This is a genomic window from Aromatoleum toluvorans (assembly GCF_012910905.1).
Lineage (GTDB): Bacteria > Pseudomonadota > Gammaproteobacteria > Burkholderiales > Rhodocyclaceae > Aromatoleum > Aromatoleum toluvorans.
In genome coordinates, this window is the sequence record NZ_WTVN01000001.1 from 272,288 (window position 1) to 297,944 (window position 25,657).

General features: G+C 65.8%; 20 protein-coding genes and 1 riboswitch. Of the genes, 5 read left to right on the plus strand and 15 right to left on the minus strand.

The genetic code is table 11. The features are described from left to right. Positions 1-16: 16 nt before the first annotated feature. The 14 genes from pnp to GPA22_RS01280 form a co-directional block, all read right to left on the minus strand. A complete protein-coding gene (pnp, locus tag GPA22_RS01215; protein WP_169254258.1) occupies positions 17-2,116 on the minus strand; it encodes a polyribonucleotide nucleotidyltransferase in 2,100 nt (699 codons plus the stop codon). Positions 2,117-2,284: 168 nt separating this feature from the next. After that, positions 2,285-2,554 carry a 30S ribosomal protein S15 gene (gene rpsO / locus GPA22_RS01220; RefSeq protein WP_169254259.1) on the minus strand — a complete coding sequence of 90 codons (270 nt, stop codon included), beginning with the start codon at positions 2,552-2,554 and terminating at the stop codon, positions 2,285-2,287. Between the two features lie 80 nt (positions 2,555-2,634). Beyond that, positions 2,635-3,564 (minus strand): tRNA pseudouridine(55) synthase TruB, encoded by a 930-nt coding sequence (gene truB, locus GPA22_RS01225; protein ID WP_169254260.1) that lies wholly within the window; start codon positions 3,562-3,564, stop codon positions 2,635-2,637. Positions 3,565-3,570: 6 nt separating this feature from the next. Beyond that, a complete protein-coding gene (gene rbfA, locus GPA22_RS01230) occupies positions 3,571-3,954 on the minus strand; it encodes a 30S ribosome-binding factor RbfA (RefSeq protein ID WP_169254261.1) in 384 nt (127 codons plus the stop codon). 3 nt (positions 3,955-3,957) lie between these two features. Continuing rightward, a complete protein-coding gene (infB, locus tag GPA22_RS01235; protein WP_169254262.1) occupies positions 3,958-6,789 on the minus strand; it encodes a translation initiation factor IF-2 in 2,832 nt (943 codons plus the stop codon). 17 nt (positions 6,790-6,806) lie between these two features. After that, positions 6,807-8,282, minus strand: coding sequence for a transcription termination factor NusA (nusA, locus tag GPA22_RS01240; protein ID WP_169254263.1), 1,476 nt, complete (start codon positions 8,280-8,282; stop codon positions 6,807-6,809). A gap of 26 nt (positions 8,283-8,308) precedes the next feature. Continuing rightward, complete coding sequence (rimP, locus tag GPA22_RS01245) at positions 8,309-8,737, minus strand: ribosome maturation factor RimP (RefSeq protein WP_169254264.1); 429 nt, start codon at positions 8,735-8,737, stop codon at positions 8,309-8,311. Between the two features lie 162 nt (positions 8,738-8,899). Next, complete coding sequence (gene rluB / locus GPA22_RS01250) at positions 8,900-9,871, minus strand: 23S rRNA pseudouridine(2605) synthase RluB (protein WP_169254265.1); 972 nt, start codon at positions 9,869-9,871, stop codon at positions 8,900-8,902. Further along, positions 9,855-10,448, minus strand: coding sequence for an SMC-Scp complex subunit ScpB (scpB, locus tag GPA22_RS01255; RefSeq protein WP_169254266.1), 594 nt, complete (start codon positions 10,446-10,448; stop codon positions 9,855-9,857). The genes rluB and scpB overlap by 17 nt, the downstream gene beginning before the upstream one ends. Then, complete coding sequence (locus GPA22_RS01260; protein ID WP_169254267.1) at positions 10,429-11,259, minus strand: segregation and condensation protein A; 831 nt, start codon at positions 11,257-11,259, stop codon at positions 10,429-10,431. Before GPA22_RS01260 ends, scpB begins: the two co-directional genes overlap by 20 nt. Before the next feature lie 36 nt (positions 11,260-11,295). Then, positions 11,296-12,498, minus strand: coding sequence for a tryptophan--tRNA ligase (locus GPA22_RS01265; protein WP_169254268.1), 1,203 nt, complete (start codon positions 12,496-12,498; stop codon positions 11,296-11,298). A gap of 2 nt (positions 12,499-12,500) precedes the next feature. Then, on the minus strand, positions 12,501-13,160 hold the full coding sequence (locus tag GPA22_RS01270; RefSeq protein ID WP_169254269.1) for a site-2 protease family protein: 660 nt from the start codon (positions 13,158-13,160) through the stop codon (positions 12,501-12,503). A 74-nt stretch (positions 13,161-13,234) separates the two neighbouring features. Continuing rightward, entirely contained in the window at positions 13,235-13,867 is a 633-nt protein-coding gene (locus GPA22_RS01275; protein WP_169254270.1) for an L-threonylcarbamoyladenylate synthase, read from the minus strand. Positions 13,868-13,886: 19 nt separating this feature from the next. Next, positions 13,887-14,753, minus strand: a complete 867-nt coding sequence (locus GPA22_RS01280) for a 3',5'-nucleoside bisphosphate phosphatase (RefSeq protein WP_169254271.1) — start codon at positions 14,751-14,753, stop codon at positions 13,887-13,889. Between the two features lie 122 nt (positions 14,754-14,875). Further along, a riboswitch (glycine riboswitch) is annotated at positions 14,876-14,962 on the plus strand. A gap of 244 nt (positions 14,963-15,206) precedes the next feature. On the opposite strand from GPA22_RS01280, the gene gcvT reads away from it, so the two are divergent. From gcvT to GPA22_RS01310, 5 genes are all read left to right on the plus strand, one after another. Next, positions 15,207-16,238: a glycine cleavage system aminomethyltransferase GcvT gene (gcvT, locus tag GPA22_RS01285; RefSeq protein ID WP_246263997.1), complete on the plus strand. Its 1,032-nt coding sequence runs from the start codon at positions 15,207-15,209 to the stop codon at positions 16,236-16,238. A gap of 85 nt (positions 16,239-16,323) precedes the next feature. Further along, positions 16,324-16,710 (plus strand): glycine cleavage system protein GcvH, encoded by a 387-nt coding sequence (gene gcvH / locus GPA22_RS01290; RefSeq protein WP_169254273.1) that lies wholly within the window; start codon positions 16,324-16,326, stop codon positions 16,708-16,710. 65 nt (positions 16,711-16,775) lie between these two features. Beyond that, on the plus strand, positions 16,776-19,682 hold the full coding sequence (gene gcvP / locus GPA22_RS01295; protein ID WP_169254274.1) for an aminomethyl-transferring glycine dehydrogenase: 2,907 nt from the start codon (positions 16,776-16,778) through the stop codon (positions 19,680-19,682). 83 nt (positions 19,683-19,765) lie between these two features. Beyond that, positions 19,766-21,448, plus strand: coding sequence for a glycoside hydrolase family 17 protein (locus GPA22_RS01300; RefSeq protein ID WP_169254275.1), 1,683 nt, complete (start codon positions 19,766-19,768; stop codon positions 21,446-21,448). Positions 21,449-21,975: 527 nt separating this feature from the next. Further along, positions 21,976-24,621, plus strand: a complete 2,646-nt coding sequence (locus GPA22_RS01310; RefSeq protein ID WP_169254276.1) for a glycosyltransferase — start codon at positions 21,976-21,978, stop codon at positions 24,619-24,621. A gap of 73 nt (positions 24,622-24,694) precedes the next feature. Here the strand turns inward: GPA22_RS01310 and GPA22_RS01315 are convergent, their stop codons facing one another. Further along, complete coding sequence (locus GPA22_RS01315) at positions 24,695-25,621, minus strand: LysR family transcriptional regulator (RefSeq protein ID WP_169254277.1); 927 nt, start codon at positions 25,619-25,621, stop codon at positions 24,695-24,697. Between the last annotated feature and the right edge of the window lie 36 nt (positions 25,622-25,657).

The window sequence follows — 25,657 nt, forward strand, 5'->3', positions numbered from 1 at the left end:
TTTCGTGCGAGCCGGATTACTCGGTAGCCTGATCCAGCAGCGCCTTCATGCTCAGACGGATCTTGCCTCGTTCGTCCGTCTCGAGAACCTTGACGCGCACCGCCTGGCCTTCCTTGACGTAGTCCGCCACGTTATTGACCCGTTCGTTCGCGATCTGCGAGACATGCAGCAGCCCGTCGCGGCCCGGCATGATGTTCACGATCGCGCCGAAGTCGAGCAGGCGCACGACCGTGCCGTTGTACACCTTGCCCACCTCGACCTCGGCCGTGATGGCCTCGATCTTCTGCTTGGCGAGCTGCGCGCCTTCCGCGCTTACCGAGGAGATGGTCACGCTGCCGTCATCCTGCAGCTCGATGATGGTGCCCGTCTCTTCCTGCAGCGCGCGGATGACCGCACCGCCCTTGCCGATCACGTCCCGGATCTTCTCGGGATTGATCTTCATCGTGAGCATGCGCGGCGCGAACTCCGAGACTTCACCGCGATGCGACGCCAGGGACTGCTTCATGATGCCGAGGATATGCATGCGCCCCTCGCCCGCCTGGGCCAGCGCGACCTGCATGATCTCCTTGGTGATGCCCTGGATCTTGATGTCCATCTGCAGCGCCGTGACGCCCTTCTCGGTGCCCGCGACCTTGAAGTCCATGTCGCCAAGGTGATCCTCGTCACCGAGGATGTCCGTCAGGACGGCGAAGCGGTTGCCTTCCTTGATCAGACCCATCGCGATGCCCGCCACGTGGGCCTTCATCGGCACGCCGGCGTCCATGAGTGCGAGCGATCCGCCACACACCGATGCCATCGAGCTGGAGCCGTTGGACTCGGTGATTTCCGAAACCACGCGAACCGTGTAGCTGAAGTCCTCCGGTGCCGGCAGGGCGGCGACAAGGGCACGCTTCGCCAAGCGGCCATGGCCGACTTCGCGACGCTTGGTGACGCCCATGCGCCCGGTTTCACCGGTCGAGAACGGCGGGAAGTTGTAGTGCAGCATGAAGCTCTCGCGGTACTCGCCCGCGATCGCGTCGATGATCTGCTCGTCACGCCCCGTGCCCAGCGTCGCAATGACCAGCGCCTGGGTTTCGCCGCGCGTGAACAGCGCCGAACCGTGCGTACGCGGCAGCACGCCGACACGGATCTCGATCGGGCGGACAGTACGGGTATCGCGTCCATCGATACGGGGTTCGCCGGCAAGGATGCGGCTGCGCACGATACCCGCTTCGAGTTCGTGGAAGATGTCCTTGAGTTCGTTCGCCGACGGCGCGGCTTCCATTTCGGCGCCAATCGTCGCAATCGTGTTCTTGCGGATCTCGTTGACGCGCTCGGTACGGGCCTGCTTGCTGGTGATGCGGAACGCATCTTCGAGCTGGGCGCCCGCGAGCTCCTTCAGGCGGCTGATCAGCGCCTCGTTCTTCGCGGGCGGCTGCCAATCCCACTCGGGCTTTCCGGCGATCTCGACGAGTTCGTTGATGGCGCGGATCGCGACCTGCAACTGCTGGTGGCCGAATACCACAGAGCCCAGCATGACTTCTTCCGACAGTTCCTGCGCCTCGGACTCCACCATCAGGACCGCGACCTCGGTGCCCGCAACGACGAGGTTAAGCTCGCTGGTCTTGAGCTGCTCGACGGTCGGGTTGAGGATGTATTCGCCGTTGGCGTAACCGACACGGCACGCGCCGATCGGGCCGTTGAACGGGACGCCGGAGATCGCCAGCGCAGCCGAGGCGGCAATCATCGCGGGGATGTCGGAATCGATCTCGGGGTTCAACGACAGAACCGTGACGATGATCTGGACTTCGTTGTAGAAGCCGTCCGGGAAAAGCGGGCGGATCGGGCGATCGATCAGGCGGCAGGTCAGCGTTTCCTTCTCGGTCGGGCGCCCTTCACGCTTGAAGAAGCCACCGGGAATGCGACCTGCTGCGTAGAACTTCTCGACGTAATCGACGGTGAGCGGGAAGAAATCCTGGCCGGGCTTTGCTTCCTTGGCGGCAACGACGGTCGCCAGGACCATCGTGTCATCCATGTTCACGATGACGGCACCACCTGCTTGGCGAGCAATCTCCCCGGTCTCGATGGTGACGGTGTGCGCGCCGTATGCAAATGTCTTTTTGATGGCGGTAGGCAAGTTGAATATCCTTTAGATGAATGGAAGCAGCAGACTACAACTGCAAGACAGCTTCGCTCGCGCATGACAGCCGACAAAAACAAAGCCGGTGCGACCCCGCGGGATCCGCACCGGCTTGTTCGCTAGCTTGTCTTTTTCGACGCTGTCAGACGCGACACGTCCAGCGAATTACTTGCGCAGACCCAGACGTTCGATGAGGGCGCGATAGCTGTCGGCGTTCGTGCGCTTCAGGTAGTCGAGAAGCTTGCGGCGCTGGCTGACCATCTTGAGCAGGCCGCGACGCGAGTGGTGGTCCTTCGCGTTGGCCTTGAAGTGACCAGTGAGTCCGTTGATGCGGGCGGTAAGCAGCGCAACCTGAACTTCCGGCGAGCCGGTGTCGCCTTGTGCACGCTGGAAGTCGGTGACGATCTGCGCCTTGGATGCGGTATCGAGAGCCATGTGGGTGTTTACTCTTTTCGTTTTCTGCCAATCAGAAGCGTGGGATTATACCCAACGCACCATAAAAAACTCAATGTTTATCAAGACTGTTGCGTAGTTGCGCCGGTTGCGACGAGGCGTTTGGGCGACAGGCGGCCATCATCGGCCAGCTCCCCCAGTCCCAGGAAGCGTCCGTCCCCGTAAACCCTCACGAGCCCCCGCTCCCCGCAATCGACCGCCAGCACCCGCCCTTGCAGCAAACCAGCGGCCTGCGCGGGCGAGAGAGCGATCGCCGGCAAATGAGCCACGAGCGCGTCGGCGGGCGCAAGCAGGTGTTCGCGCTCGTCCGCCGGAACGCCCTCGAGCGCCGCCAGCGTCACCGTGCCCGACTCCACTGCAAAGGGGCCGATGCGCGTGCGCCGCAGCGCCGACAGGTGGGCCCCGCACCCGAGCAGGCGACCGAGGTCGATCGCGAGCGTGCGGATGTAGGTCCCCTTGCTGCACGCCACGCGGACCCGGAAACTCTCGTCTCCCGATTCCAGCAATTCGAGGGCATGAATGACCACGCGTCGCGGCGTCAATTCGACCTCGATACCGGCGCGTGCATACTCGTACAAAGGCTTGCCGTCGCGCTTGAGCGCCGAATACATCGGCGGAATCTGCTCGATCTCTCCCGTCAGGCGTGCCAGTGCCGCACGGATCGCTTCTTCCGTCACCGCCACCGGCGCACTGGCGATCGGACGCCCCTCGGCGTCACCCGTGTCGGTTTCGATCCCGAGACGGACGGTTGCCTCGTACTCCTTGTCCGCATCGAGCAACATCTGCGAGAACTTGGTCGCCTCCCCGAAGGTCAGCGGCAGCAAGCCCGTCGCCATGGGATCGAGCGTGCCCGTGTGTCCCGCCTTGGCCGCGTTCAACAGCCGGCGCGCGGTCTGCAACGCAGCGTTCGAGGTCATGCCCTGCGGCTTGTCGAGCAGGAGAACGCCATCCAGCGCTCGCCGCTGGTGCCGGAACTGCTTCTGCGTCTTCAAGGCCGGTCAGTCTTCCGGCTCGCCCTTGTGCCGCGCGTCATCGTCGCGCACCACCTGGTCGATCAACTGCGACATGCGACTGCCGCGCTCGACGGACGGGTCGTACTGGAAATGCAGCTCGGGCAGCGTGTGAATGCGCACGCGCTTGCCGAGTTCGCGGCGCAGGAAGCCGCTCGCACGGCGCAGGCCGACGAGGATTTCGTCCAGCCCTTCCTCCCCGCGCATCGAGGTGAAGAACACCTTTGCATGCGCGTAGTCGGGCGTGATCTCGACGTCGGTCAGCGTGATGAATCCCACCCGGGGATCCTTCACTTCGAGGCGGATCAGCTCGGCCAGCTCGCGGCGGACCTGCTCCGCCACGCGCTGGCTGCGGGAATACTCCTTGGGCATCTCTTATAGCGTCCGGGCGATTTCCTGGATTTCGAACACTTCGAGCTGATCGCCTTCCTGCACGTCGTTGAAGTTCCTGATCGACAGACCGCACTCGAACCCGAACTTGACTTCCTTGACGTCGTCCTTGAAGCGCTTGAGCGACTCGAGCTCGCCGGTGTGGATGACCACGTTGTCGCGCAACACGCGGATCTGCGCGCCACGCCTGACAAGACCTTCGAGCACGTAGCAACCGGCCACGGCGCCGACCTTGGGCACGCGGAAGACCTGCCGGACTTCGACGAGGCCCAGCTGATTCTCGCGCTTTTCCGGCGACAGCAGGCCCGACAGGGCAGCTTTCACGTCATCCACGGCATCGTAGATGATGTTGTAGTAGCGGATGTCGATGCCGAAGGTCTCGGCCAGCTTGCGCGCACCCGCATCGGCACGGGTATTGAAGCCGATGATGACGGCACCCGAGGCCTGCGCCAGGTTGACGTCCGACTCGGAGATCGCGCCGACCGCCGAGTGGATCGCGTTGACGCGCACTTCGTCCGTGGAGAGCTTGTTGAGCGCCTGCACGAGGGCTTCCTGCGAACCCTGCACGTCGGCCTTGATGATGAGGGGAAGCGACTTGACCTCGCCTTCGGCCATCTGCTCGAACATGCTCTCGAGCTTGGCGGCCTGCTGCTTGGCAAGCTTCACTTCGCGGAATTTGCCTTGGCGGAAGAGCGCAATTTCGCGCGCCTTCTTCTCGTCGGCCAGCACGATTGCCTCGTCACCGGCGGCCGGAACATCCGACAGACCGAGGACTTCGACGGGAATGGACGGCCCCGCTTCGTCGATCGCCTTGCCGTTCTCGTCCAGCATCGCGCGGATGCGGCCGAAGGTGGCACCCACCAGCATGACATCGCCCTTGCGCAGGGTACCGGACTGGACCAGCAGCGACGCGACCGGACCGCGCCCCTTGTCGAGACGCGCTTCGATGATGAGGCCCTTGGCCGGCGTATCGACCGGGGCCGTCAGCTCTAGCACCTCGGCCTGCAGCAGTACCGATTCGAGCAGGCTGTCGATGCCCACCCCGGTCTTGGCGGACACGTTGATGAACATGACCTCGCCACCGTACTCTTCCGGCACGACGCCTTCGGCGATGAGTTCCTGCTTCACGCGTTCCGGGTTGGCCTCGTGCTTGTCGATCTTGTTCACGGCGACGACGAGCGGCACGTTGGCAGCCTTCGCGTGATGGATCGCCTCGCGCGTCTGCGGCATCACGCCGTCATCGGCGGCAACCACGAGGATGACGATGTCGGTCGCCTGGGCGCCGCGGGCACGCATGGCCGTGAAGGCCTCGTGACCCGGGGTATCCAGGAAGGTGAGCATGCCGCGCGGCGTTTCGACGTGATACGCGCCGATATGCTGCGTGATGCCGCCGGCCTCGCCGGAGGCAACCTTTGCACGACGGATGTAGTCGAGCAGCGAGGTCTTGCCGTGGTCGACGTGACCCATCACGGTCACGACCGGCGCACGCGGCTCGACCGTGGCGTCGGCTTGCGCCTCGGCATCCTCGAGGAAGGCATCGGGGTCGTCGAGCTTGGCGGCGAACGCCTTGTGCCCCATTTCCTCGACCAGGATCATCGCGGTTTCCTGGTCCAGCACCTGGTTGATGGTGACCATCGATCCCATCTTCATCAGGGCCTTGATCACTTCGGCAGCCTTCACCGCCATCTTGTGGGCGAGGTCGGCGACGGTGATCGTTTCCGGCACGTGAATTTCGCGCACGACGGGCTCGGTGGGCATCTGGAAGGCCTTGTGGTCATCCTGCTGCCGCCCCTGACGGCCACCGCCTCGGGCTCCGCGCCACGACCCGGTCGTCGCACCGACTTCGCCACGCGTCTTGAGGCCGCGACGCTTGCTGTCGCCGGCACCGGCTCCGGCATCGGCGCCGCCACGCGCACCGCGCTTGGCATCCTTGCTTCCCGGCTTCTCGTCTCCCTTGGCGGGGCGGTGCAGGGTGCCGGTAGGCGCCTTCGCGCCTTCACGAGCCTCGGGTTTGGCTGCTTCCGCGCGCTTCTCGGCCTCAGCCTTGACGCGCGCCTCCTCTTCAGCACGGCGAGCCTCGGCGGCCGCGCGCGCAGCAGCTTCGCGCTCCTGCTTGGCCTTCAGATCCGCCATCTGGCGCGCACGCAGCTCCTGATGCCGACGAGCCTCGCGCTCGCGAGCAGCGCGCTCTTCATCGCTGAGGATCGAGACGCGCGGACGCGGCACGGACGCCGCAGGCGCCTCTTCAGCATCCTCGGCCTGCTCGGCAACCGCCGCCTGCACCGGCTCCTCGACCGGGGCCTCCTCGGCCGGTTCTTCCACGATGGGTTCCGGTGCGGGTGCGGGTGCGGGTGCGGGTGCGGGTTCAGGTTCGGGCGCCGCCTCGACGACCGGCTCGGGCTCGACGACGGGCACCTCCGGCACAACCTCCGCCACGGGCTCGAAGACACCCTCCTCCGCAGCAGCCATCACTTCCTCGACGGCCGCCGACTCGCCTGCAATGGCCTCGCCACCGAGCTCGTCGCGCTTGACGAACACGCGCTTCTTGCGCACCTCGACCTGGACCGTGCGGGCACGCCCGGTCGAATCAGTGGCGCGAATCTCCGACGTCTGCTTGCGCGTCAGCGTGATCTTGCCTTTCGGCTGGCTTGCGCCATGGGAGCGACGCAGATATTCGAGCAATCGCGCCTTGTCCTGCTCGGACAGCAACTGGTCGGGGCTGGTCTTCTCAACACCGGCTTTCTGCAACTGCTCGAGCAGTACCGCTGCCGGCATCCTGAGTTCGCCGGCGAACTGGTTTACGCTCATTTGTTCCATCAATCAGTGCCCTCCCCTCATTCTTCGAACCAGTGCGCGCGCGCGACGGAAATCAACGCGCTTGCACGTTCCTGTTCGATTCCGGCGATTTCGACAAGCTCGTCGACTGCGAGATCGGCCAGATCATCGCGGGTGCGCACGCCGTGTTCGGCCAGCTTGGCAGCGAGCGGCTTGTCCATCCCTTCGAGGTTGATCAGATCGTCGGAAACATTTTCCAGCTGCTCCTCGGTCACGATGGCCTCGGTAAGCAGGACGTTGCGTGCGCGATTGCGCAATTCGTTGACCGTTTCGTCGTCGAAGGCCTCGATTTCGAGCATTTCGGCAAGCGGCACGTAAGCGATCTCCTCGAGCGACGAGAACCCCTCGTCGATGAGGATGTCGGCAAGCTCTTCGTCGACGTCCAGCTTGTCCATGAAGAGCTGGCGCAAGCCCTGGCGCTCCTGGCCGCTCTTCTGCGCAGACTCCTCTTCGCTCATCAGGTTGATCGTCCAGCCGGTGAGCTCAGACGCGAGCTTCACGTTCTGTCCGTTGCGGCCGATCGCGATCGCGAGGTTGTTGTCGTCGACCACCACATCCATGCTGTGGCTTTCCTCATCGACGACGATCGACACGACCTCGGCCGGCTGCAGCGCGGAAATCACGAACTGGGCAGGATCGGGCGACCACACAATGATGTCGATCTGCTCGCCGGCGATTTCGTTCCGCACGGCGGTCACGCGCGAGCCGCGCAGGCCGACGCAGGTACCGATCGGATCGATGCGGCTGTCGTTGGACTGCACGGCGATCTTGGCGCGCAGCCCGGGATCGCGCGCGCAGGCCTTGATCTCCAGCAGCGCGTCCTCGATCTCGGGCACCTCGAGCTCGAACAGCTTGCCGAGGAATTCGGGCGCGGTGCGCGACAGGATCAGCTGCGGGCCGCGGGCGCCGCGGTCGATGCGCAGCAGGAAGGCCTTGACGCGGTCGCCGACGCGCAGGTTCTCGCGCGGGATCATCTGATCGCGCGGGATCACCGCCTCGAGACGGCCGACTTCGATGATCGCGTTGCCGCGCTCCATGCGCTTGATCGAGCCGGAGACGAGATGCTCCTTGCGATCGAGGAAGTCGTTCAGGACCTGTTCGCGCTCCGCGTCGCGGATGCGCTGCAGGATGACCTGCTTCGCCGCCTGGGCGCCGATACGGCCGAAGTCGATCGGCTCGAGCGGCTCCTCGATGTACTCGCCGAGCTGGATGCCGGGCTTGACCTCGCGGGCATCGATGATGCCCATCTCGGCCTCGTCGTTGACGACCTCCTCGTCCGGCAGCACGACCCAGCGGCGGAAGGACTCGTAGTCGCCGGTGTCACGATCGATCGTCACACGCACGTCGGCGTCGTCATGGATGCGCTTCTTCGTCGCCGAGGCGAGCGCAGTTTCCAGGGCACCGAACACGATGTCCTTGGCTACGTTCTTCTCGCGCGCCAGCGCATCGACAAGCAGCAGAATTTCGCGGCTCATTAATCAAAACCTCCACATACGAATACTCAGAACCTGGGCACCAGACGCGCTTTCTCGATCTCGTCGAAGGGGAAGGCGACCTCGCCCTTCTCGGTGCTGAGCCGCACCACGCCCTCGGAGAAGCCTGCGAGCACGCCGACGAAATTCCGCTGATTGCCGATGGGCATGCGCAGACGGACCTGGACGTCACTCCCGGCGAAGCGCTCGAAATCGGCGGCCTTCTTGAGCGGCCGATCGAGACCGGGCGACGAGATTTCGAGACGGTCGTAGTCGACGTTCTCGACTTCGAAAACCCGGGTCAGCTGATTGCTGACCGTCGCGCAGTCGTCCACGTTGACGCCGCGATCGATATCGATGAACACGCGCATCAACCGCCCCTTCGGGGAAGTCTCGAAATCCACCAGCTCGAAACCGAGGCCGGTGACAACCTGCTCGACCAGACGTTCGACGTCCATTTCATGCCCACAAATAAAAAATGGGCGTAACGCCCATCTTTGTTGATTCCATCCACAAAACGATCCCCGCTCGAACGCGGGTATCAAAGCTTTACAAGTATAACGGCTCCATTGAAAACAGGCAATTGCGAGCCCGGCCAACCGGCTCGCAATTCGTCGCCGTCAGCGCGGAGTCGTCCGATGCACCCTTACCTGTCGCGCCTTTTCGGCCGTTCGCGCCGAAACCTGGCGCTGCGGGCGCGGCAGTCCCGCAAGCTCGCATACGTCTTCCTCCGGCATTTCCATCCACATGCCGCGCTTGAGCCGCGACGACAGCGTCACCGGGCCGTAGCGAACGCGCATCAGGCGGCTGACAGTGAGGCCCACGGCCTCGAACATGCGCCGCACCTCGCGGTTGCGTCCTTCGGAAAGCGTAACCTTGTACCAGTGGTTAATCCCTTCGCCGCCCTGGTCGGTGAGGGTCGTGAAGCGCGCCAGACCGTCCTCGAGCTGGATGCCGGTCTTGAGCGACTCGATCTGCTCTTCGGTCAGTTCACCGAGGAGACGGACCGCGTACTCGCGTTCCAGTTCGTAGCGCGGATGCATGAGACGGTTTGCCAGCGTGCCGTCGTTGGTGAAGAGCAACAGCCCCGAGGTGTTGAAGTCGAGCCGGCCGACGGCGATCCAGCGCCCCTTGCGCAGGAGCGGCAGACGCTCGAAGACGGTCGGACGCCCGTCGGGGTCCTCACGCGACACGATTTCGCCTTCCGGCTTGTGATAGATCAGCACGCGCGGCGTGCGCGTCGCGAACTTCAGCGGCACGAGCTTGCCATTCACCTTCACGCGATCGCCGGGACCGATCTTCTGCCCGAGCTCGGCCGGCTCGCCGTTCACCGATATCCGGCCCGCGACGACCCATTCCTCGATCTCGCGGCGCGACCCGACGCCGAGCTGCGCGAGGACCTTCTGCAGGCGCTCCGGCTCGATCGTCTCGGCCGGCGCGCCGCGAGCGGGGGCGGCGGCCCGGACACGCACGGGCGAACGCTCGCCCCGCGACTCGGCGGACGCACCCGCGTCATCCGGCGCCCGCGGAGCCGACGTACGCGGCCGAGCGGGTGCGAAGTCGGCACCGGCGGGTTCAGTTTTCTTCTTCATTGGCGGCCGGAGCGGCCGCTTCGATTTCTTTGGTGTCGACAAGGTCCATGATCCTTTCGATTTCGGTTAGCGCGGGCAATTCGGTCAGGCTTCGCAGACCGAGGTCGTCGAGAAAACGCCGCGTGGTCGCGAACAATGCGGGACGACCCGGGGTGTCGCGGTGGCCGACGATGTCGACCCAGCCTCGCGACTCGAGCGTCTTCAGCACATTCGGCGACACGGCGACGCCCCGGATGTCTTCGATGTCGCCGCGCGTGACAGGCTGACGATAGGCGATGATGGCCAACGTTTCCAGCACCGCGCGCGAGTATTTCGGCGGCCGCTCTTCCTTGAGGCGGTCGAGGAATATCTGGTATTCGGGCCGCGTCTGGAAGCGCCAGCCGGACGCCAGCTGAACCAGCTCCACTCCCCGGCCGGCCCATTCGGCGCGCAGTTCGTCGAGCAGGCGGCGTACGAGGTCCGGACCGGGGTCCGGGTCGAAGAGGCGCCGCAGGTCGGAAACCTGCAAGGGGGCCGACGCGGCCAGCAGGGCAACCTCCATCACGCGCTTGAAATCGTCAGGCGTCGTTGGCTGCATCGGCAAGTTTCACGTAAATCGGCGCAAAGGGTTCGTTCTGGGCGACCTGCACGAGCTTTTCCTTGACCAGTTCGAGCACGGCGAGAAAGCTCACGACGAGGCTTGCGGCCCCGCGTGCGGGTTCGAACAGGGTATCGAACACGACGAAGTCGCCATCGCCCAGTTTGCGCAGGATCGCCGTCATGTGCTCGCGCACCGACAGTTCCTCGCGCCGCACCTGATGATGTTGCGTGAGGCGCGCCTTCTTCATGATCTTGAGCCAGGCGAGTTGCAGGTCGTGCAGACTCACTTCCGGCTGCCGCTCCACGATCTTCTCGGCGACGAAGATGCTGACCCATTCGTGATCACGCTCGACGCGCGGCAGCGCATCGATCCGCGCGGCCGCCATCTTCATCTGTTCGTACTCGAGCAGGCGGCGCACGAGTTCGGCACGCGGGTCGAGCGATTCGTCCCCGCTCTCGCGGGGCGGACGCGGCAGCAGCATGCGCGACTTGATTTCCAGCAGCGTCGCGGCCATCAGCAGGTAGTCCGCAGCGAGCTCGAGATTGTGCCGGCGCATGGCCTCGACATACCCGAGGTACTGCGCGGTGAGCGGCGCCATCGGGATGTCGAGGACGTTCAGGTTCGCCTTGCGGATCAGGTAGAGCAGCAGGTCGAGCGGCCCCTCGAAGGCTTCCAGGAAGACTTCGAGCGCATCGGGCGGGATGTAGAGATCCTTGGGCAGCTCGAGCAGCGGCTCGCCGTAGAGACGAGCGACCGCTTCCACCTGGGCAGACGTCTCGGCCGGAGCCAGATCGAGCGGCATGTTCATCGCGCAAGCATCCCCGCCGCCCGTGGGCGACCTTCCTCAGCGATACGAAAGGCCCATCGCCTCGCGCACGTCGCGCATCGTCTCGCGCGCGAGCACTCTCGCCCGGTCGTCGCCTTCGGCGACGATGCGGCGCAACAGCGTCGGGTCTTCCTCGTAGGGCTTCGCGCGTTCGCACATGACGGCCTGCTCCGCCAGCACGCCGTCGATCACCGGCTGCTTGCACTCGAGGCATCCGATGCCCGCGCTGCGGCAGCCTTCCTGCACCCACTTGCGCGTGCTTTCGTCGGAGTAGATCTGATGGAACTGCCAAACCGGACATTTTTCCGGATCGCCCGGATCGCTGCGGCGCACGCGTGCCGGGTCGGTCTGCATCGTGCGGATCTTCTTCACGACGCTGTCCTTGTCCTCGCGCAGGAACACGGTGTTGCCGTAGCTCTTCGACATCTTCTGCCCGTCCAGTCCGGGCATGCGGGCCGCCTCGGTGAGGAGCGCGCCCGGCTCGACGAGGATCATCTTGCCGCTGCCTTCGAGGTAGCCGTGGAGACGCTCGAGATCGACATGGCTGACGCTCTTTGCCTCGTTCAGCATCGTCCGCGCCTGCTCCAGCGCGGCACCGTCACCGTCCTGCTGGAAGCGCTTGCGCAGTTCCTCGAACAGTTTGCCGTTCTTTCCGCCGAGCTTCTTCACGGCCTCCCGCGCCTTGTCCTCGAAGCCCGGTTCGCGCCCGAACATGTGGTTGAAGCGGCGCGCCGCTTCACGCGTGAATTCGACGTGCGGCACCTGGTCCTCGCCGACCGGCACCTTGTCGGCGCGATAGAGCAGGATGTCCGCCGACATCAGCAGCGGATAGCCGAGAAAGCCGTAGGTCGCGAGATCCTTGTGTGCGAGCTTGAGCTGCTGGTCCTTGTAGGTCGGCACCCGCTCGAGCCAGCCAACCGGCGTGATCATCGACAGCAGGAGGTGCAGCTCGGCATGCTCGGGCACCCGCGACTGGATGAAGATCGTGGCTTTCTCGGGATCGACCCCCGCCGCGAGCCAGTCGATGAGCATGTCCCAGACGCTGTCGGCAATGACTTCCGGGCTGTCGTAGGCCGTGGTGAGGGCGTGCCAGTCGGCCACGAAGAACAGGCAGGGATAGCTCTCCTGCAGCTTGACCCAGTTCTTGAGCACGCCGTGGTAATGGCCGAGGTGGAGTCGCCCGGTCGGGCGCATGCCTGAGAGAACGCGTTCTGCGTACATGATTAGAACCCGAAAAGCATCGCGAGGAAGATCTGGAAGATAGCCATCAGGGGCCACAGGATGTAGCCGAGGATGCCGGTGAAAAGGAGCACGAGAAGAATCGGGAAGCCGTAGGGCTCGATGCGTGCGAATTTCCACGCCAGCCGATGCGGCAGCAGACTGACGACGATGCGGCCGCCGTCGAGCGGCGGGATGGGAAGCAGGTTGAGGAGCATCAGCACGGAGTTGATCTGGATGCCCGCCATGCCCATCTCGCGCATCGGCACGGCGTACAGTCCGCCCGGACTGGACATCCCCAGCTTGAGGAGCAGTGCCCAGCCCAGCGCCATCAGGAAATTCATGAACGGCCCGGCGGCGGCCACCCACAGCATGTCCGCCTTCGGCCTGCGCAAGCGGCTGAAATTCACCGGAACGGGTTTCGCCCACCCGAACAGCACTCCGCCGCCGCCGAACAGCGAGCTGATGGCGAGAATGGCCCCGGGCACGAGAATGGTCCCCACCGGATCGATGTGCTTGAAGGGGTTGAGCGTGATGCGCCCCTCCTGCTCCGCGGTCGGGTCGCCGAAATGCCGCGCCACATAGCCGTGCGCCGCCTCGTGCAGCGTGATGGCCAGCAGCACCGGCAGGGCCCAGATAGCGAGGGTGGCGATCAGCGAATCCATGAACTTCGGCGGATAAAACGTAATATTCTAGCAGAGCCGGCAAGTCCCCTCCGGCCCGCGGCAAGCCTGCCGCGCTAGTCGTTCTCCAAGCCGAACGGCGCCAGGTCGCCCCGGCCGGCGCGCACCAGCACCGGCGCACCCGATGTCAGGTCTATGACCGTCGTGGCCTCGGGGCCGCAATAGCCGGCCTCGATGACCAGTTCGACCTGCTTCTCGAGGCGCTCGCGGATCTCCTCCGGGTCGGTCAGGGGCAGGTCCTCGTCCGGAAGCAGGAGCGTGGACGTGAGGATGGGTTCATCGAGTTCCTGCAGCAGCGCAGCCACGACGGCATGCTCGGGAATGCGCAGGCCGATGGTCTTGCGCTTCGGGTGCAACACCCGCCGGGGGAGTTCCTTCGTACCCTCCAGGATGAAGGTATAGGGTCCCGGCGTCACGGCCTTCAAGAGGCGGTATTGCGCGTTATCGACACGCGCATAGGTGGCGATCTCGGAGAGGTCGCGGCACATCAGCGTGAAGTGGTGGCGCTCGTCGACTGCGCGAATCCGGCGGATGCGCTGCAGCAGATCTGAATCGCCGGTGACGCCGCCGAGGGCGTAGGCGGAATCGGTCGGGAACGCGACGAGCCCGCCGGCACGCATGATCTCCGCTGCCTGACGGATGAGGCGCGGCTGCGGAAGCTCGGGGTGAAGCGAGAAGAACTGGGCCATGAATGCCTTCTTGTCCTGGTCAGGGGTGCATGTCCGCGAGCGGCGCAGCTTCGGTGAGCCGCGACCACACGGGGACGAGATCGGGCGGCAACGGCTCGCAATGCCCCAGATCGACGGGGCTTTCGTCGCTGCCGTGAAAATCGGACGCGCGCGAGGCGAGCAGCCCCCGGCGTCGCGCGATACTGGCGAAGCGCAGGACTTCAGGCGGCGCACGCGCGCCCGACACGACTTCAAGCGCCTCGCCGCCGCAGGCGACGAAACGGTCGAAAAGCGCATCCATGTCGTGCGCGGAGAGGCGGTAGCGGCCCGGATGGGCGATCACCGCGATACCCCCTGCCCCGCGGATCCAGCTCACCGCATCCTCGAGCCGCGCCCAGGCATGAGGAACGAATCCGGGTTTGCCGCGGGCAAGATAGTAACGGAACACGGTCGCGACATCCGGCATCAGTCCGCTTGCGACGAGATGCCGGGCGAAATGCGCACGGCCGACGAGCGCGGGATTGTGCGCGAAACGACGCGCCCCTTCGAGCACGCCGTGGATGCCGACCGCATCGAGTGCATCGCTCATCGCCTGCGCACGCTGCTCGCGTCCGCTGCGCACCTGCATCAGGCCCTGGCGCAACTGCGGATTGCGGTGATCGATCCCCAGCCCGACGATATGGATCGTCTCCTCGCGGAAGGTCACCGAGATCTCGACTCCCGGCACGAACCGCAGGCCGCACTCGGCTGCCGTCGCCGCGGCCTCGTCGAGGCCGCCGACTTCGTCGTGGTCGGTGAGCGCGAGGAGCTCCACCCCGTTGGCAGCCGCACGCCGCACCACCTCGGCAGGCGTCAGCCAGCCGTCGGAGACGGTCGAGTGGCAGTGAAGATCGGCGTTCAATGACATTGTCGGGGGTGCCTGCAGCTGCGATCCCGCCAGGAACCGGGATCCATGTATTCTTCATTCATGATAGCAAACGGCAAGCCCGGCCCGACCGTTGCCAGGCCCGCCCCTTGGTGCTATCGTCCGCCCGTCGCGCGGGAGAGCACTCTCCCGGAGAGTCGCCGAAGGCGCAACCCCCCGGAATCGCTCAGGCAAAAGGACCGCCGACGGAATACGAATCTGGAGAGCGATGCGGGCACGCAACCGATGGTGCGTCTGCCAGCGCATCCACCGAAGGGGCACCGGCTTCGGCCGAAAACTCTCAGGTACAAGGGACAGACGGGGCAGGGCTCTGTGTTCGGGAGCCCGCCCCGTCACGCTTCTGCTGCATCGACAACCGATCGCGTATTCCTCCAGGAGCCGTCCGTGCCCAAGCAAACCCCTCTTCACGCAGCTCACGTCGCGGCAGGCGCCCGCATGGTCGACTTTGCCGGCTGGGACATGCCGGTCAACTACGGTTCGCAGATCGAGGAACACCATGCCGTGCGCCACGACGCCGGCATGTTCGACGTCTCGCACATGCTTGCCCTCGACCTCGACGGCCCTGACGCAACGACCTGGCTGCGCGGACTGCTCGCGAACGATGTCGCCAAGCTGAAGGAGCCCGGCAAGGCGCTTTACAGCTGCATGCTCAACCCCGAAGGCGGCGTCATCGACGACCTGATCGTCTACTACTTCTCGCCGGCCTCCTTCCGCATCGTCGTCAACGCCGGTACCGCGGACAAGGACGTCGCGTGGATGCGCCAGCGCATCGCCGCCACCGGCGCGAATGTCACCCTGAACAGCCGCCGCGACCTTGCGATGATCGCGGTGCAAGGCCCCAACGCGCGCGCGAAGACCTGGCAGGCGTTGCCGCAAACGCGTGCGGCGAGCGAAGGGCTGAAGATCTTCGCCGCTGCCGCGGTGGGTGATTTGCTGGTCGCGCGTACCGGCTACACCGGTGAAGACGGCTTCGAACTCACGCTGCCGGCCGCGCAGGCGGAAGCCGTGTGGAACGCCCTCGCGGCGGCCGGCGTGAAGCCCTGCGGCCTCGGCGCCCGCGACACGCTGCGACTCGAGGCCGGCATGAATCTGTATGACCAGGACATGGACGACGAGGTGTCGCCGCTCGACGCCGGACTCGCCTGGACCGTGGATCTGAGCGACACCGCGCGCGATTTCGTCGGCAAGGAAGCCCTGATCGCGAATCCCGCCACGCGCAGGGTCCTGGGCCTCATCCTCGAGGACAAGGGCGTACTGCGCTCGCACATGACCGTATTCACCGCTCACGGCGACGGCGAAACCACCAGCGGCAGTTTCTCGCCCTCGCTGGAGAAATCGATCGCCTTCGCGCGCCTGCCCCTCGCCGTCGCGGCGGGCGCGGCCGTCGAAGTCGATATCCGCGGACGCCGCCTGAAAGCCCGGACGGTCCCGCTGCCCTTCGTGCGCAATGGCAAGGTGCTCGTCTGACACGGGCGCCGCGTTCCTTTTCCGATGCTGCACCGCTCCCGGGCCGTCGGCCCGGTATCCGAACCTCTCACCATTGGAGACTCCCATGAGCAACATCCCCGCAGACCTCAAGTACACCCAGTCCCACGAGTGGGTCCGCATCGAAGCGGACGGCACGCTGACGCTCGGCGTGACCGATCACGCGCAGGAAGCGCTGGGCGACGTCGTCTTCCTCGAACTGCCCGAAGCGGGACGGAAGGTCGCCGCCGGCGAGGCCTGCGCGGTGATCGAGTCCGTGAAGGCGGCGTCCGACATCTATGCGCCGGTTGCGGGTGAAGTGATCGGCTCCAACGAGGCGGCCGTCGACGCCCCCGAATCGGTGAATACCGACGCCTACGGGACTTGGCTGTTCAAGATCAAGCCCGACGCCGCAGCCGACCTCGGCAAGCTGCTCGACGCAGCCGGCTACGAAGCCGTCGTCGCCAACGCCTGATCCCGCCGCACGCATCTGCTCCCCGGGTCGCCGCGCGGCCCGGTTCTTTCGCCGAGTTTTCCGTCATGTCGAACACCCCTGTCTCTTCCGCCCTGCGCGCCCCCTTGTCCCGGCTCGAACAGCGTGACGCCTTCATCGCCCGCCACATCGGCCCGAATCCGGCCGAAGTTGCAAGGATGCTCGCGGCCATCGGCGCCCCCTCGCTGGACGCCCTGATCGACCAGACCGTCCCCGCGGCGATCCGCCTGCCCGCGCCGCTGCCGCTGAGCGCCGCGAAGCCCGAGCACGAGGCGCTGGCCGAGCTGCGTTCGATCGCGCAGAAGAACGTCGTGAAGGAATCCCTCATTGGCATGGGCTACTACGGCACCCACACGCCGGCGGTGATCCTGCGCAACGTGACGGAAAATCCCGGCTGGTACACGGCCTACACGCCGTATCAGGCCGAGATCTCGCAGGGCCGCCTGGAGGCGCTGCTGAATTACCAGCAGATGGTGATCGACCTGACGGGTCTCGAGCTCGCAAACGCATCGCTGCTCGACGAAGCCACTGCCGCCGCCGAGGCCATGACGATGGCACGGCGCGTGAGCAAGGCCAAGGCGAACGCGTTCTTCGTCGACGAAGCCTGCTTCCCGCAGACCATCGACGTCGTGCGCACCCGTGCCGCCTATTTCGGCTTCGAGCTGGTATTCGGCCCGGCGGCCGACGCTGCCACGCACGAAGTCTTCGGCGCGCTGCTGCAGTACCCGAACGAACGCGGCGAGGTTGCCGATCTCGGTGACACGATCGCGGCGCTGAAGGCCAAGGGGACCGTCACCGCGGTCGCATCCGACCTGATGGCCCTCGTGCTGCTGAAGTCGCCCGGCGCCATGGGCGCCGACATCGCGCTCGGCTCGGCACAGCGCTTCGGCGTACCGATGGGCTTCGGCGGACCGCACGCGGCCTTCTTCGCGACACGCGAAGCCAACGTGCGCGCGATGCCCGGCCGCATCATCGGCGTATCGAAGGATGCCCGCGACAAGACCGCGCTGCGCATGACCCTGCAGACGCGCGAGCAGCATATCCGCCGCGAGAAGGCGAACTCGAACATCTGCACCTCGCAGGTCCTGCTGGCGAACATGGCCGGCTTCTACGCCGTGTATCACGGCCCGGAAGGCCTGCGCACGATCGCGGCGCGCATCCACCGCCTTGCCGCAATCCTCGCCGAAGGCCTGCGCCGGGCCGGGTTCCCGGTACCGACGGCGGCCTTCTTCGACACGCTGCAGGTCGCGACCGGCGCGCGCACCGGCGAACTCCTCGCCGCCTGCGCCGCCGCGGGCTTCAACCTGCGCAAGGTCTCGGACAGCATGCTCGGCATCTCGGTCGATGAAACGACGACTGCGGCCGACGTCGCCGCGGTGCTGCAGTGCTTCGGCGCCGGCGCCGACCTCGCCGCGCTCGACGCCGCGGTGGCGGCGAACGGGGGCGCCATCCCGGCCACGCTGCTGCGCGAGGACGCCATCCTGACGCACCCGGTGTTCAGCACGCACCACACCGAGCACGAGATGCTGCGCTACCTGAAGAAGCTGCAGAACCGCGACCTCGCCCTCGACCACTCGATGATCTCGCTCGGCAGCTGCACGATGAAGCTCAACGCGACGAGCGAGATGATCCCCATCACCTGGCCGGAATTCGCGAACATGCACCCGTTCGCGCCGCGCGAGCAGGCGGCCGGCTGCCTCGAGATGATCGAGGGCCTCGCCGACTACCTCAAGGCAGTCACCGGCTTCCCCGCGATCTGCATGCAGCCGAACTCCGGCGCGCAGGGCGAGTATGCGGGCCTCGTGTCGATCGCGCGCTACCACGCGAGCCGCGGCGAAGCGCACCGCAACGTGTGCCTGATCCCGAAGTCCGCGCATGGCACCAATCCCGCGACGGCGCAGATGTGCGGCATGGAAGTCGTGGTCGTCGCATGCGACGACAAGGGCAACGTCGACGTTGCCGACCTGCGCGCGAAGGCCGCGCAGCATACCGACCGCCTCGCCGCGCTGATGATCACCTATCCTTCCACGCACGGCGTGTTCGAGGAGGCGATCCGCGAGATCTGCGCCATCGTCCATGAACACGGCGGACAGGTGTACATGGACGGCGCCAACCTCAACGCCCAGGTCGGTCTGACCTCCCCCGCCCACATCGGCGCGGACGTCAGCCACATGAACCTGCACAAGACCTTCTGCATCCCGCACGGCGGCGGCGGACCGGGCATGGGCCCGATCGGCCTGGCGGCGCATCTCGCGCCGTTCATGGCCGACCACGTGGTCGCCGCGACCGGCGGCGAAGATCGCCCGAACAAGGGCCAGGGCGCAGTCAGCGCCGCGCCCTTCGGCTCTGCGAGCATCCTGCCGATCTCGTGGATGTACATCGCGATGATGGGCGGGGAGGGCCTCAGGCAGGCGACCCAGGCCGCGATCCTCAACGCGAACTATGTCGCCAACCGCCTCGCCGAACACTATCCGGTGCTGTATACGGGCTCGCAGGGGCGCGTCGCGCACGAGTGCATCCTCGACATCCGCCCGATCAAGGCCGCCACCGGAGTCAGCGAGGTCGACATCGCCAAGCGCCTGATGGACTACGGCTTCCATGCACCGACCATGTCGTTCCCGGTCGCCGGCACGATCATGGTCGAACCGACCGAATCCGAGGACCTGGGCGAACTCGACCGCTTCATCGACGCGATGATCGCCATCCGCAACGAAATCCGGGAAATCGAGGCCGGCCGCTGGACCGCCGAGGACAACCCGCTGAAGCATGCCCCCCACACCCAAGCGGATTTCCTCGGCGACTGGACTCGCGGCTACTCCCGCGAGCAGGCCGCCTTCCCCCTGCCGTGGGTCGCCGAGAACAAGTTCTGGCCCAGCGTCAATCGCATCGACGACGTCTATGGCGACCGCAATTTGTTCTGCGCCTGCGTGCCGATGGACGACTACGCAAGCTAAAATCCTGCCGCTTCTTTCCGACGGAAGCCACGCCCCGGCGTGGCTTTTTTTCGACCGCCGCCCGACGTCCAGACCACCGCGCCATGTCTCCGCACACTCCAACCCGACCGCATGACCGCAACTGGCTCAGCCTCCTGCTGGTTGGCCTGGCCATCCTGCTGGTCCTGGGCATGGTGCTCGTGCAGCAGACCCGCCCGGTGCCCATGCACGACCTGAAGCTCGCGGACGGCGAGCGCCTGAAGTGCGTGTCCTATGCCCCCTACCGCCTGCCGGGCCAGACGCCCTTCGACGAGAAGCTGGTGATCACGCGCGAGCAGATCGCCGCGGACCTCGCTGCACTGTCGAAGATCACCGAATGCGTGCGCATCTACTCGGTCGACCAGGGCCTCGACCAGGTGCCCGCGGTCGCACGCGAAATCGGCCTCAAGGTCCTGCTCGGCGCCTGGGTCAATGCCGATCCCAAGCGCAACATGAAGCAGCTCGACCACGCGATCGGGCTCGCCAACGACTACGCGGACGTGGTTCGCGTCCTGATCGTCGGCAACGAGGTGCTGTTGCGCCGCGAGCGCACCGAGTCGGAAATGCGCGAGCTGATCGAATACGCCCGCGCGCGGGTAAAGGTCCCCGTGACCTACGCCGACGTCTGGGAGTTCTGGCTCCAGCACCCGAAGCTCGCCGAGTCGGTCGATTGGGTGACCGTTCACATCCTGCCGTTCTGGGAGGACCACCCCGTCGCGATCGACCGCGCCGTCGCGCACGTCGCGGACGTGTTCGACGAGGTGCGCGGCCATTTCGACAAGCCGCTGATGATCGGCGAAACCGGCTGGCCCAGCGCCGGACGCCAGCGCCAGGGCTCGGAGCCCTCGCAGGTCAATCAGGCACGCTATATCCGCGAATTCGTGCATATCGCGCACGAAAAGGGCTGGAACTACAACCTCATCGAAGCCATCGACCAGCCGTGGAAGCGCCGCCTCGAAGGCACCGTCGGCGGCTACTGGGGCATGCTCGGCACCGACCTGCAGCCGAAGTTCCCCCTTGCGGGGCCCGTCACCGAGCGCTCGGGGATGGCCTCGCTGCTCGTCGGCGCGGGTCTCGGCGCCCTGCTGTGCCTGCTGCTCTCGATGGGCACGCGCAACGGCCCGTTGCGTGCCGCGGCCCTGGGCACGACGGGCGCCGTCGCCGGAATGACTGCTGTCCTCGGCTGGGAACACGCGCAACTTGCCTGGCGCGACCCCTTTGAATGGTGGCTGCTCGGCAGCATCGGCACCGTGGGCCTCATCACGGCCTTCGCCGCGTCGCGCTGGTCCGCCACGACGCCGCTCACGAGTGCGAGCGAAGCGTGGGCCACCCTCCGCGGGGGCCGGCTGCACACGCTCGATGCCGGACAGGCGCTCGGCCTGCTGCGCGGGCTGCTGCTGTTCGCCGCGGCCATCGCAGCCCTGCTGCTGTTCGCGGATCCGCGCTACCGCGACTTCCCCGTGTTCCTGTATCTCGTTCCTGCGCTCGTGTTCGGGGTCACTGGATGGTGGGCGGTGAGCCGGCACGGCGTGGAGGAAAAGACATGCGGCCTCGTGATCGCGGTCTGCGTCATCGGCCGCTGGTTACCGGAGCCCCTCAACCCCCAGGCCATCGCGTGGCTCGCGACCGGACTCCTCCTTGCCGGTCCGTGCCTGCGCGCCGCCGTGCGCGAGCACCAGCAGCGAAAGCATGGCACCCACGGCGGCGTAGTCGAAGCTGTAGAGGACGAGACCTGCAATCCCGCATAGCCATCCGCCCCAGGCGAGCGGCTGCCGGCGCGACACGAACGCGACCACCCCCAGGATGAGGCTCAGCCACCCGAGGCGCTGCTGGATAAAAGCCTGCACGAGCGTCCATTTCACCAGGCACCAGCCCGTCAGCCCATCCGCGAGGTGCGGCGAACAGTCGGCCGGGAACACGCCCGCCTCGAGTACCGCATAGCGCAGCAAAAGGACCGCAACCAGCACGATCGAGCTCACCCCCGCCAGTCGCGCGACCACGCCGCGCCGCTGCATTTCTTTTCCCGACAACACCTTAATTCCTTGCGATTCGCCAAGCCCGGAACGGGCCAGCACCGTGTTGCAAATTAAACCCACAATCCCTTTGCTAAGCAGCAGAAAAAGCGCATACACTCCGCGGCCATCGGCTGTACGGTCCCGTATGCGTGAATTCTGGCATACCTGAAGTATTCTATTGCACCGCAAGATCCGAAGCCTTGTCCGCCCGGGCCAGGCATTGCGGTGTTTGATACCGTCCTCGAGGGACACTGATCCTGATGAAAAACGCGGCTTCGCTGATTTACCGAATTATCGTAGCGCTCATACTTGCCGGAATCGTCGCCGGCGCGCAGTACCTGATAGCAGAACGCTGGAACCGCGGCACCGAATTCGTCGGCGCCGCCAACAGCATCCACGGATACGCATACAGCCCCTTCCAGCGGGACCAGAATCCCCTGCAGGGCACCTACCCGAGCGAGGCCGAGATCGGGACCGACCTCGACCTCCTCGCCCGGTCCGCCGAACACGTCCGCACCTACGGCAGCCTCGAGAACCCCTCCATCGTCCCGCTCGCGGCCGATCGCGATCTCACCGTGATGGCCGGCGCGTGGATCGGGCCCGACGCGGAGAAGAACGAGAAGGAAGTCGACGCGGTCATCGAAGCCGCCCGCAAGTATTCGCACGTAAACCGCGTGATCGTCGGCAACGAGGCGCTGCTGCGTGGCGACGTCACCGTAAAGGAGCTGGCCGTCTACCTCGACAAGGCGCGCAAGGCCCTCAGGCGCCTGAAGAAGCCGGTCTCGACGGCCGAACCCTGGCACGTCTGGCTGAAGAACCCCGAGCTGGCCGACAGCGTCGACTTCATCACCGTCCATCTCCTGCCCTACCACGAGGGCGTGCCGGTCGAGAACGCCGTCGACTACGCGCTCATGCGCTACGACGAACTCGTCAAGCGCTTTCCGAAAAAGAAGATCGTCATCGGCGAAATCGGCTGGCCCAGCCGCGGCCCGATGATGGACAGCCTGGGCGGCGGCGACACGAAGGGAGTCGCCTCGGCCGAGAACCAGGCGCGCTTCATCCGCGAGTTCCTCGCCAATCCGCGCTCGGCCTCGCTCGACTACTACATCATGGAAGCGATCGACCAGCCGTGGAAGATCGAGATCGAAGGCTGGGCCGGTGCGTACTGGGGCATGTTCAATGCCGACCGCCATCCGAAGTTCGCGCTCGACGGCCTGGTCGTCAAGGACGTGCGCTGGCATGAAAAGGCGCGCACCGCGGCCCTGATCGCCTTCCTGCCGATGTTCCTGATCGCGTTCTTCCTGCGCGACTGGAGTGTGCTGGGCCGCCTGTGGCTCGCCGGACTCGTGCAGGCCTGTGCCGCGACGCTCGTGGTCGGCCTCAACGTCCCGGCCGACTACTACCTCACGCAGCGCGACCTGATCGGGCTGGCGATGCTGATCGGCGCAACGCTGCTGACGATCGCGGTGCTGCTGTCGCACGGTTTCGAGTTCGGCGAAGTGCTGTTCAAGCGCCGCTGGAACCGCCGCTTCCTGCCCCTGCCGCCGCACGACGCGGACAAGGAGCCCTTCGTCTCGATCCACCTCGCGTGCTGCAACGAGCCGCCGGAAATGGTCATCGCGACCATCGACAGCCTCGCCACGATGAAGTACCGGAACTTCGAAGTGCTCGTCCTCGACAACAACACCAAGGACGAGGCGCTGTGGAAGCCGCTGGAGAAGCGCTGCGCCGAACTGGGCCCGCGCTTCCGCTTCTACCACCTCGACAACTGGCCGGGCTTCAAGGCTGGCGCGCTGAACTTCGGCCTGCGCCAGACCGATCCGCGTGCCGAAGTGGTCGGCGTCGTCGATGCCGACTACGTCGTGTCGCCGGACTGGCTGTCGTGCCTGATTCCGCACTTCGACGACGGCGACGTTGCCGTCGTGCAGGCGCCGCAGGCACACCGCGACTGGGAAACCCAGCCCTTCCGCCGCATGTGCAACTGGGAATTCGATGGCTTCTTCCGCATCGGCATGCACCACCGCAACGAGCGCAACGCGCTGATCCAGCACGGCACGATGACGCTGGTGCGCCGTCTCGCGCTCGACGAGGTCGGCGGCTGGTCGGAATGGTGCATCTGCGAGGACACCGAACTGGGCCTGCGCCTGATCGAAAAGGGCTACGACACCCGCTACGTCGACCACATCCTCGGCCGCGGCCTGACCCCGGCCGACTTCCCCGCGATCAAGAGCCAGCGCTTCCGCTGGGCCTTCGGCGCGATGCAGATCCTCAAGCATCACCTGCCCGCGATGATCGGCCCGAGCCGGCTGAACCTCGCCCAGCGCTACCACTTCCTCACCGGCTGGTTCGCCTGGCTCGGCGACGCCCTGCAGCTCGTCTTCGCCTTCGCGAGCCTCGCGTGGACCGTCGGCATCCTGTTCTTCCCGAAGGCCTTCGGGCTGCCGGTCACTTCGCTGGCGCTGCCCATCCTCGCCTTCATGGCCTTCAAGGCCGGCCTCGGCCCCATCCTCTACCGTCGCACGATGGATGCGCCGTGGAAGGACATTCTCGGCGCATCGGTGCTTTCGGTCGGCCTGGCCCACGCGATCGCACGCGGCGTGTTCGCCGGTCTCGTCAAGCGACGCGGCGAATTCGTGCGCACCCCGAAAGGCTGGAAGGACAAGGGCACCCTCGCCTTCTTCTCGCCGCTGCGCGAGGAGATCGGGCTGCTCGTCGCCCTGATGCTCGGTGCGGCGGTACTGGTCTTCCAGCGCGGCTACGAGGATCTCGAGGTGCAACTGTGGGTGGGCATTCTCGGCCTGCAGTGCATTCCCTACATTGCCGCCATCGCGTGCCAGGTCGCGTCCTACATGCCGGAAGGCAAGCCCGAGATGCCGCTGCCCGCCGGCACAGGCCTGCAGACCTGATCCCGGGAACACCAAGGGCGCCGCGAGGCGCCCTTTTCACATCCTGCGGTGTTCGCCGTCGGCCGCGTGCCACTCAGGGGATATACGTCAACGGGATTTCGTCGCTGCGGCGGGCACCGGCCGTCACCTCGCGACACAACGCGATGAAGGCGCGCATGCCCGGCGTCGTGAATTTCTGCCGGTGCCAGAGAAAATGGAAGGAGCGTTGCAGGTCGAGTTCCGGCGTATCGACCGGCACCAGGCTGCCGCGCCGGAACGCTTCCCGCAACGCGAGGCGGGAAATGCAGCCGATTCCCAGCCCCGATTCGACGGCACGCTTGATCGCTTCCGTATGTTCCAGCTCCAGGCGCACGTCGATGCGTGACGCCACATGGCGCATGGCCTGATCGAAGGTCTCGCGCGTCCCCGAGCCGATTTCGCGCAGGATCCACGAGTGCCGCACCAATTCGTCGAGGCTTGCGCGGCGAGCGCTCGCGAGCGGATGCGACGGCGCGCAGAACACGACCAGCTCGTCATCGAGCCACGGCACAGCCTCCAGGTCCGGATGGTGGCAGCTGCCTTCGATCATGCCCATGTCGAGCTCGAAGCCGGCGACCTGCTGGATGATGGTCGCCGTGTTATGCACGCTCAGCTGGATATGGCTTTCGGGGTGGCGCCGCAGGAAGGCCGCGACGATCAGCGTGCCGAGATAGTTGCCGATCGTGAGCGTTGCCCCGATCTTCATGCTCCCGAAACCCATGCCCCCCTGCAGCAGGTCCTCGATGTCCTCGGCGCGCGCGAGGAGTTCGACGGCACGCGGCAGCAGGCGCTGGCCCAGTTCGTTCAGGCGCAGGGACTTTCCGACCCGATCGAACAGGCGCACGTCGAACTGCCGCTCGAACTCCGTGAGGCTGCTGCTCGCCGCAGACTGCGACATCGCGAGCCGTTCGGCCGCGCGCGATACGGTTCCGGCGCGCGCCGTGGCGACAAAGACCTCGAGTTGCCTGAGCGTATGCTTCATATCGGTTTTCTGGATATTGATTATCTGAATAATCCA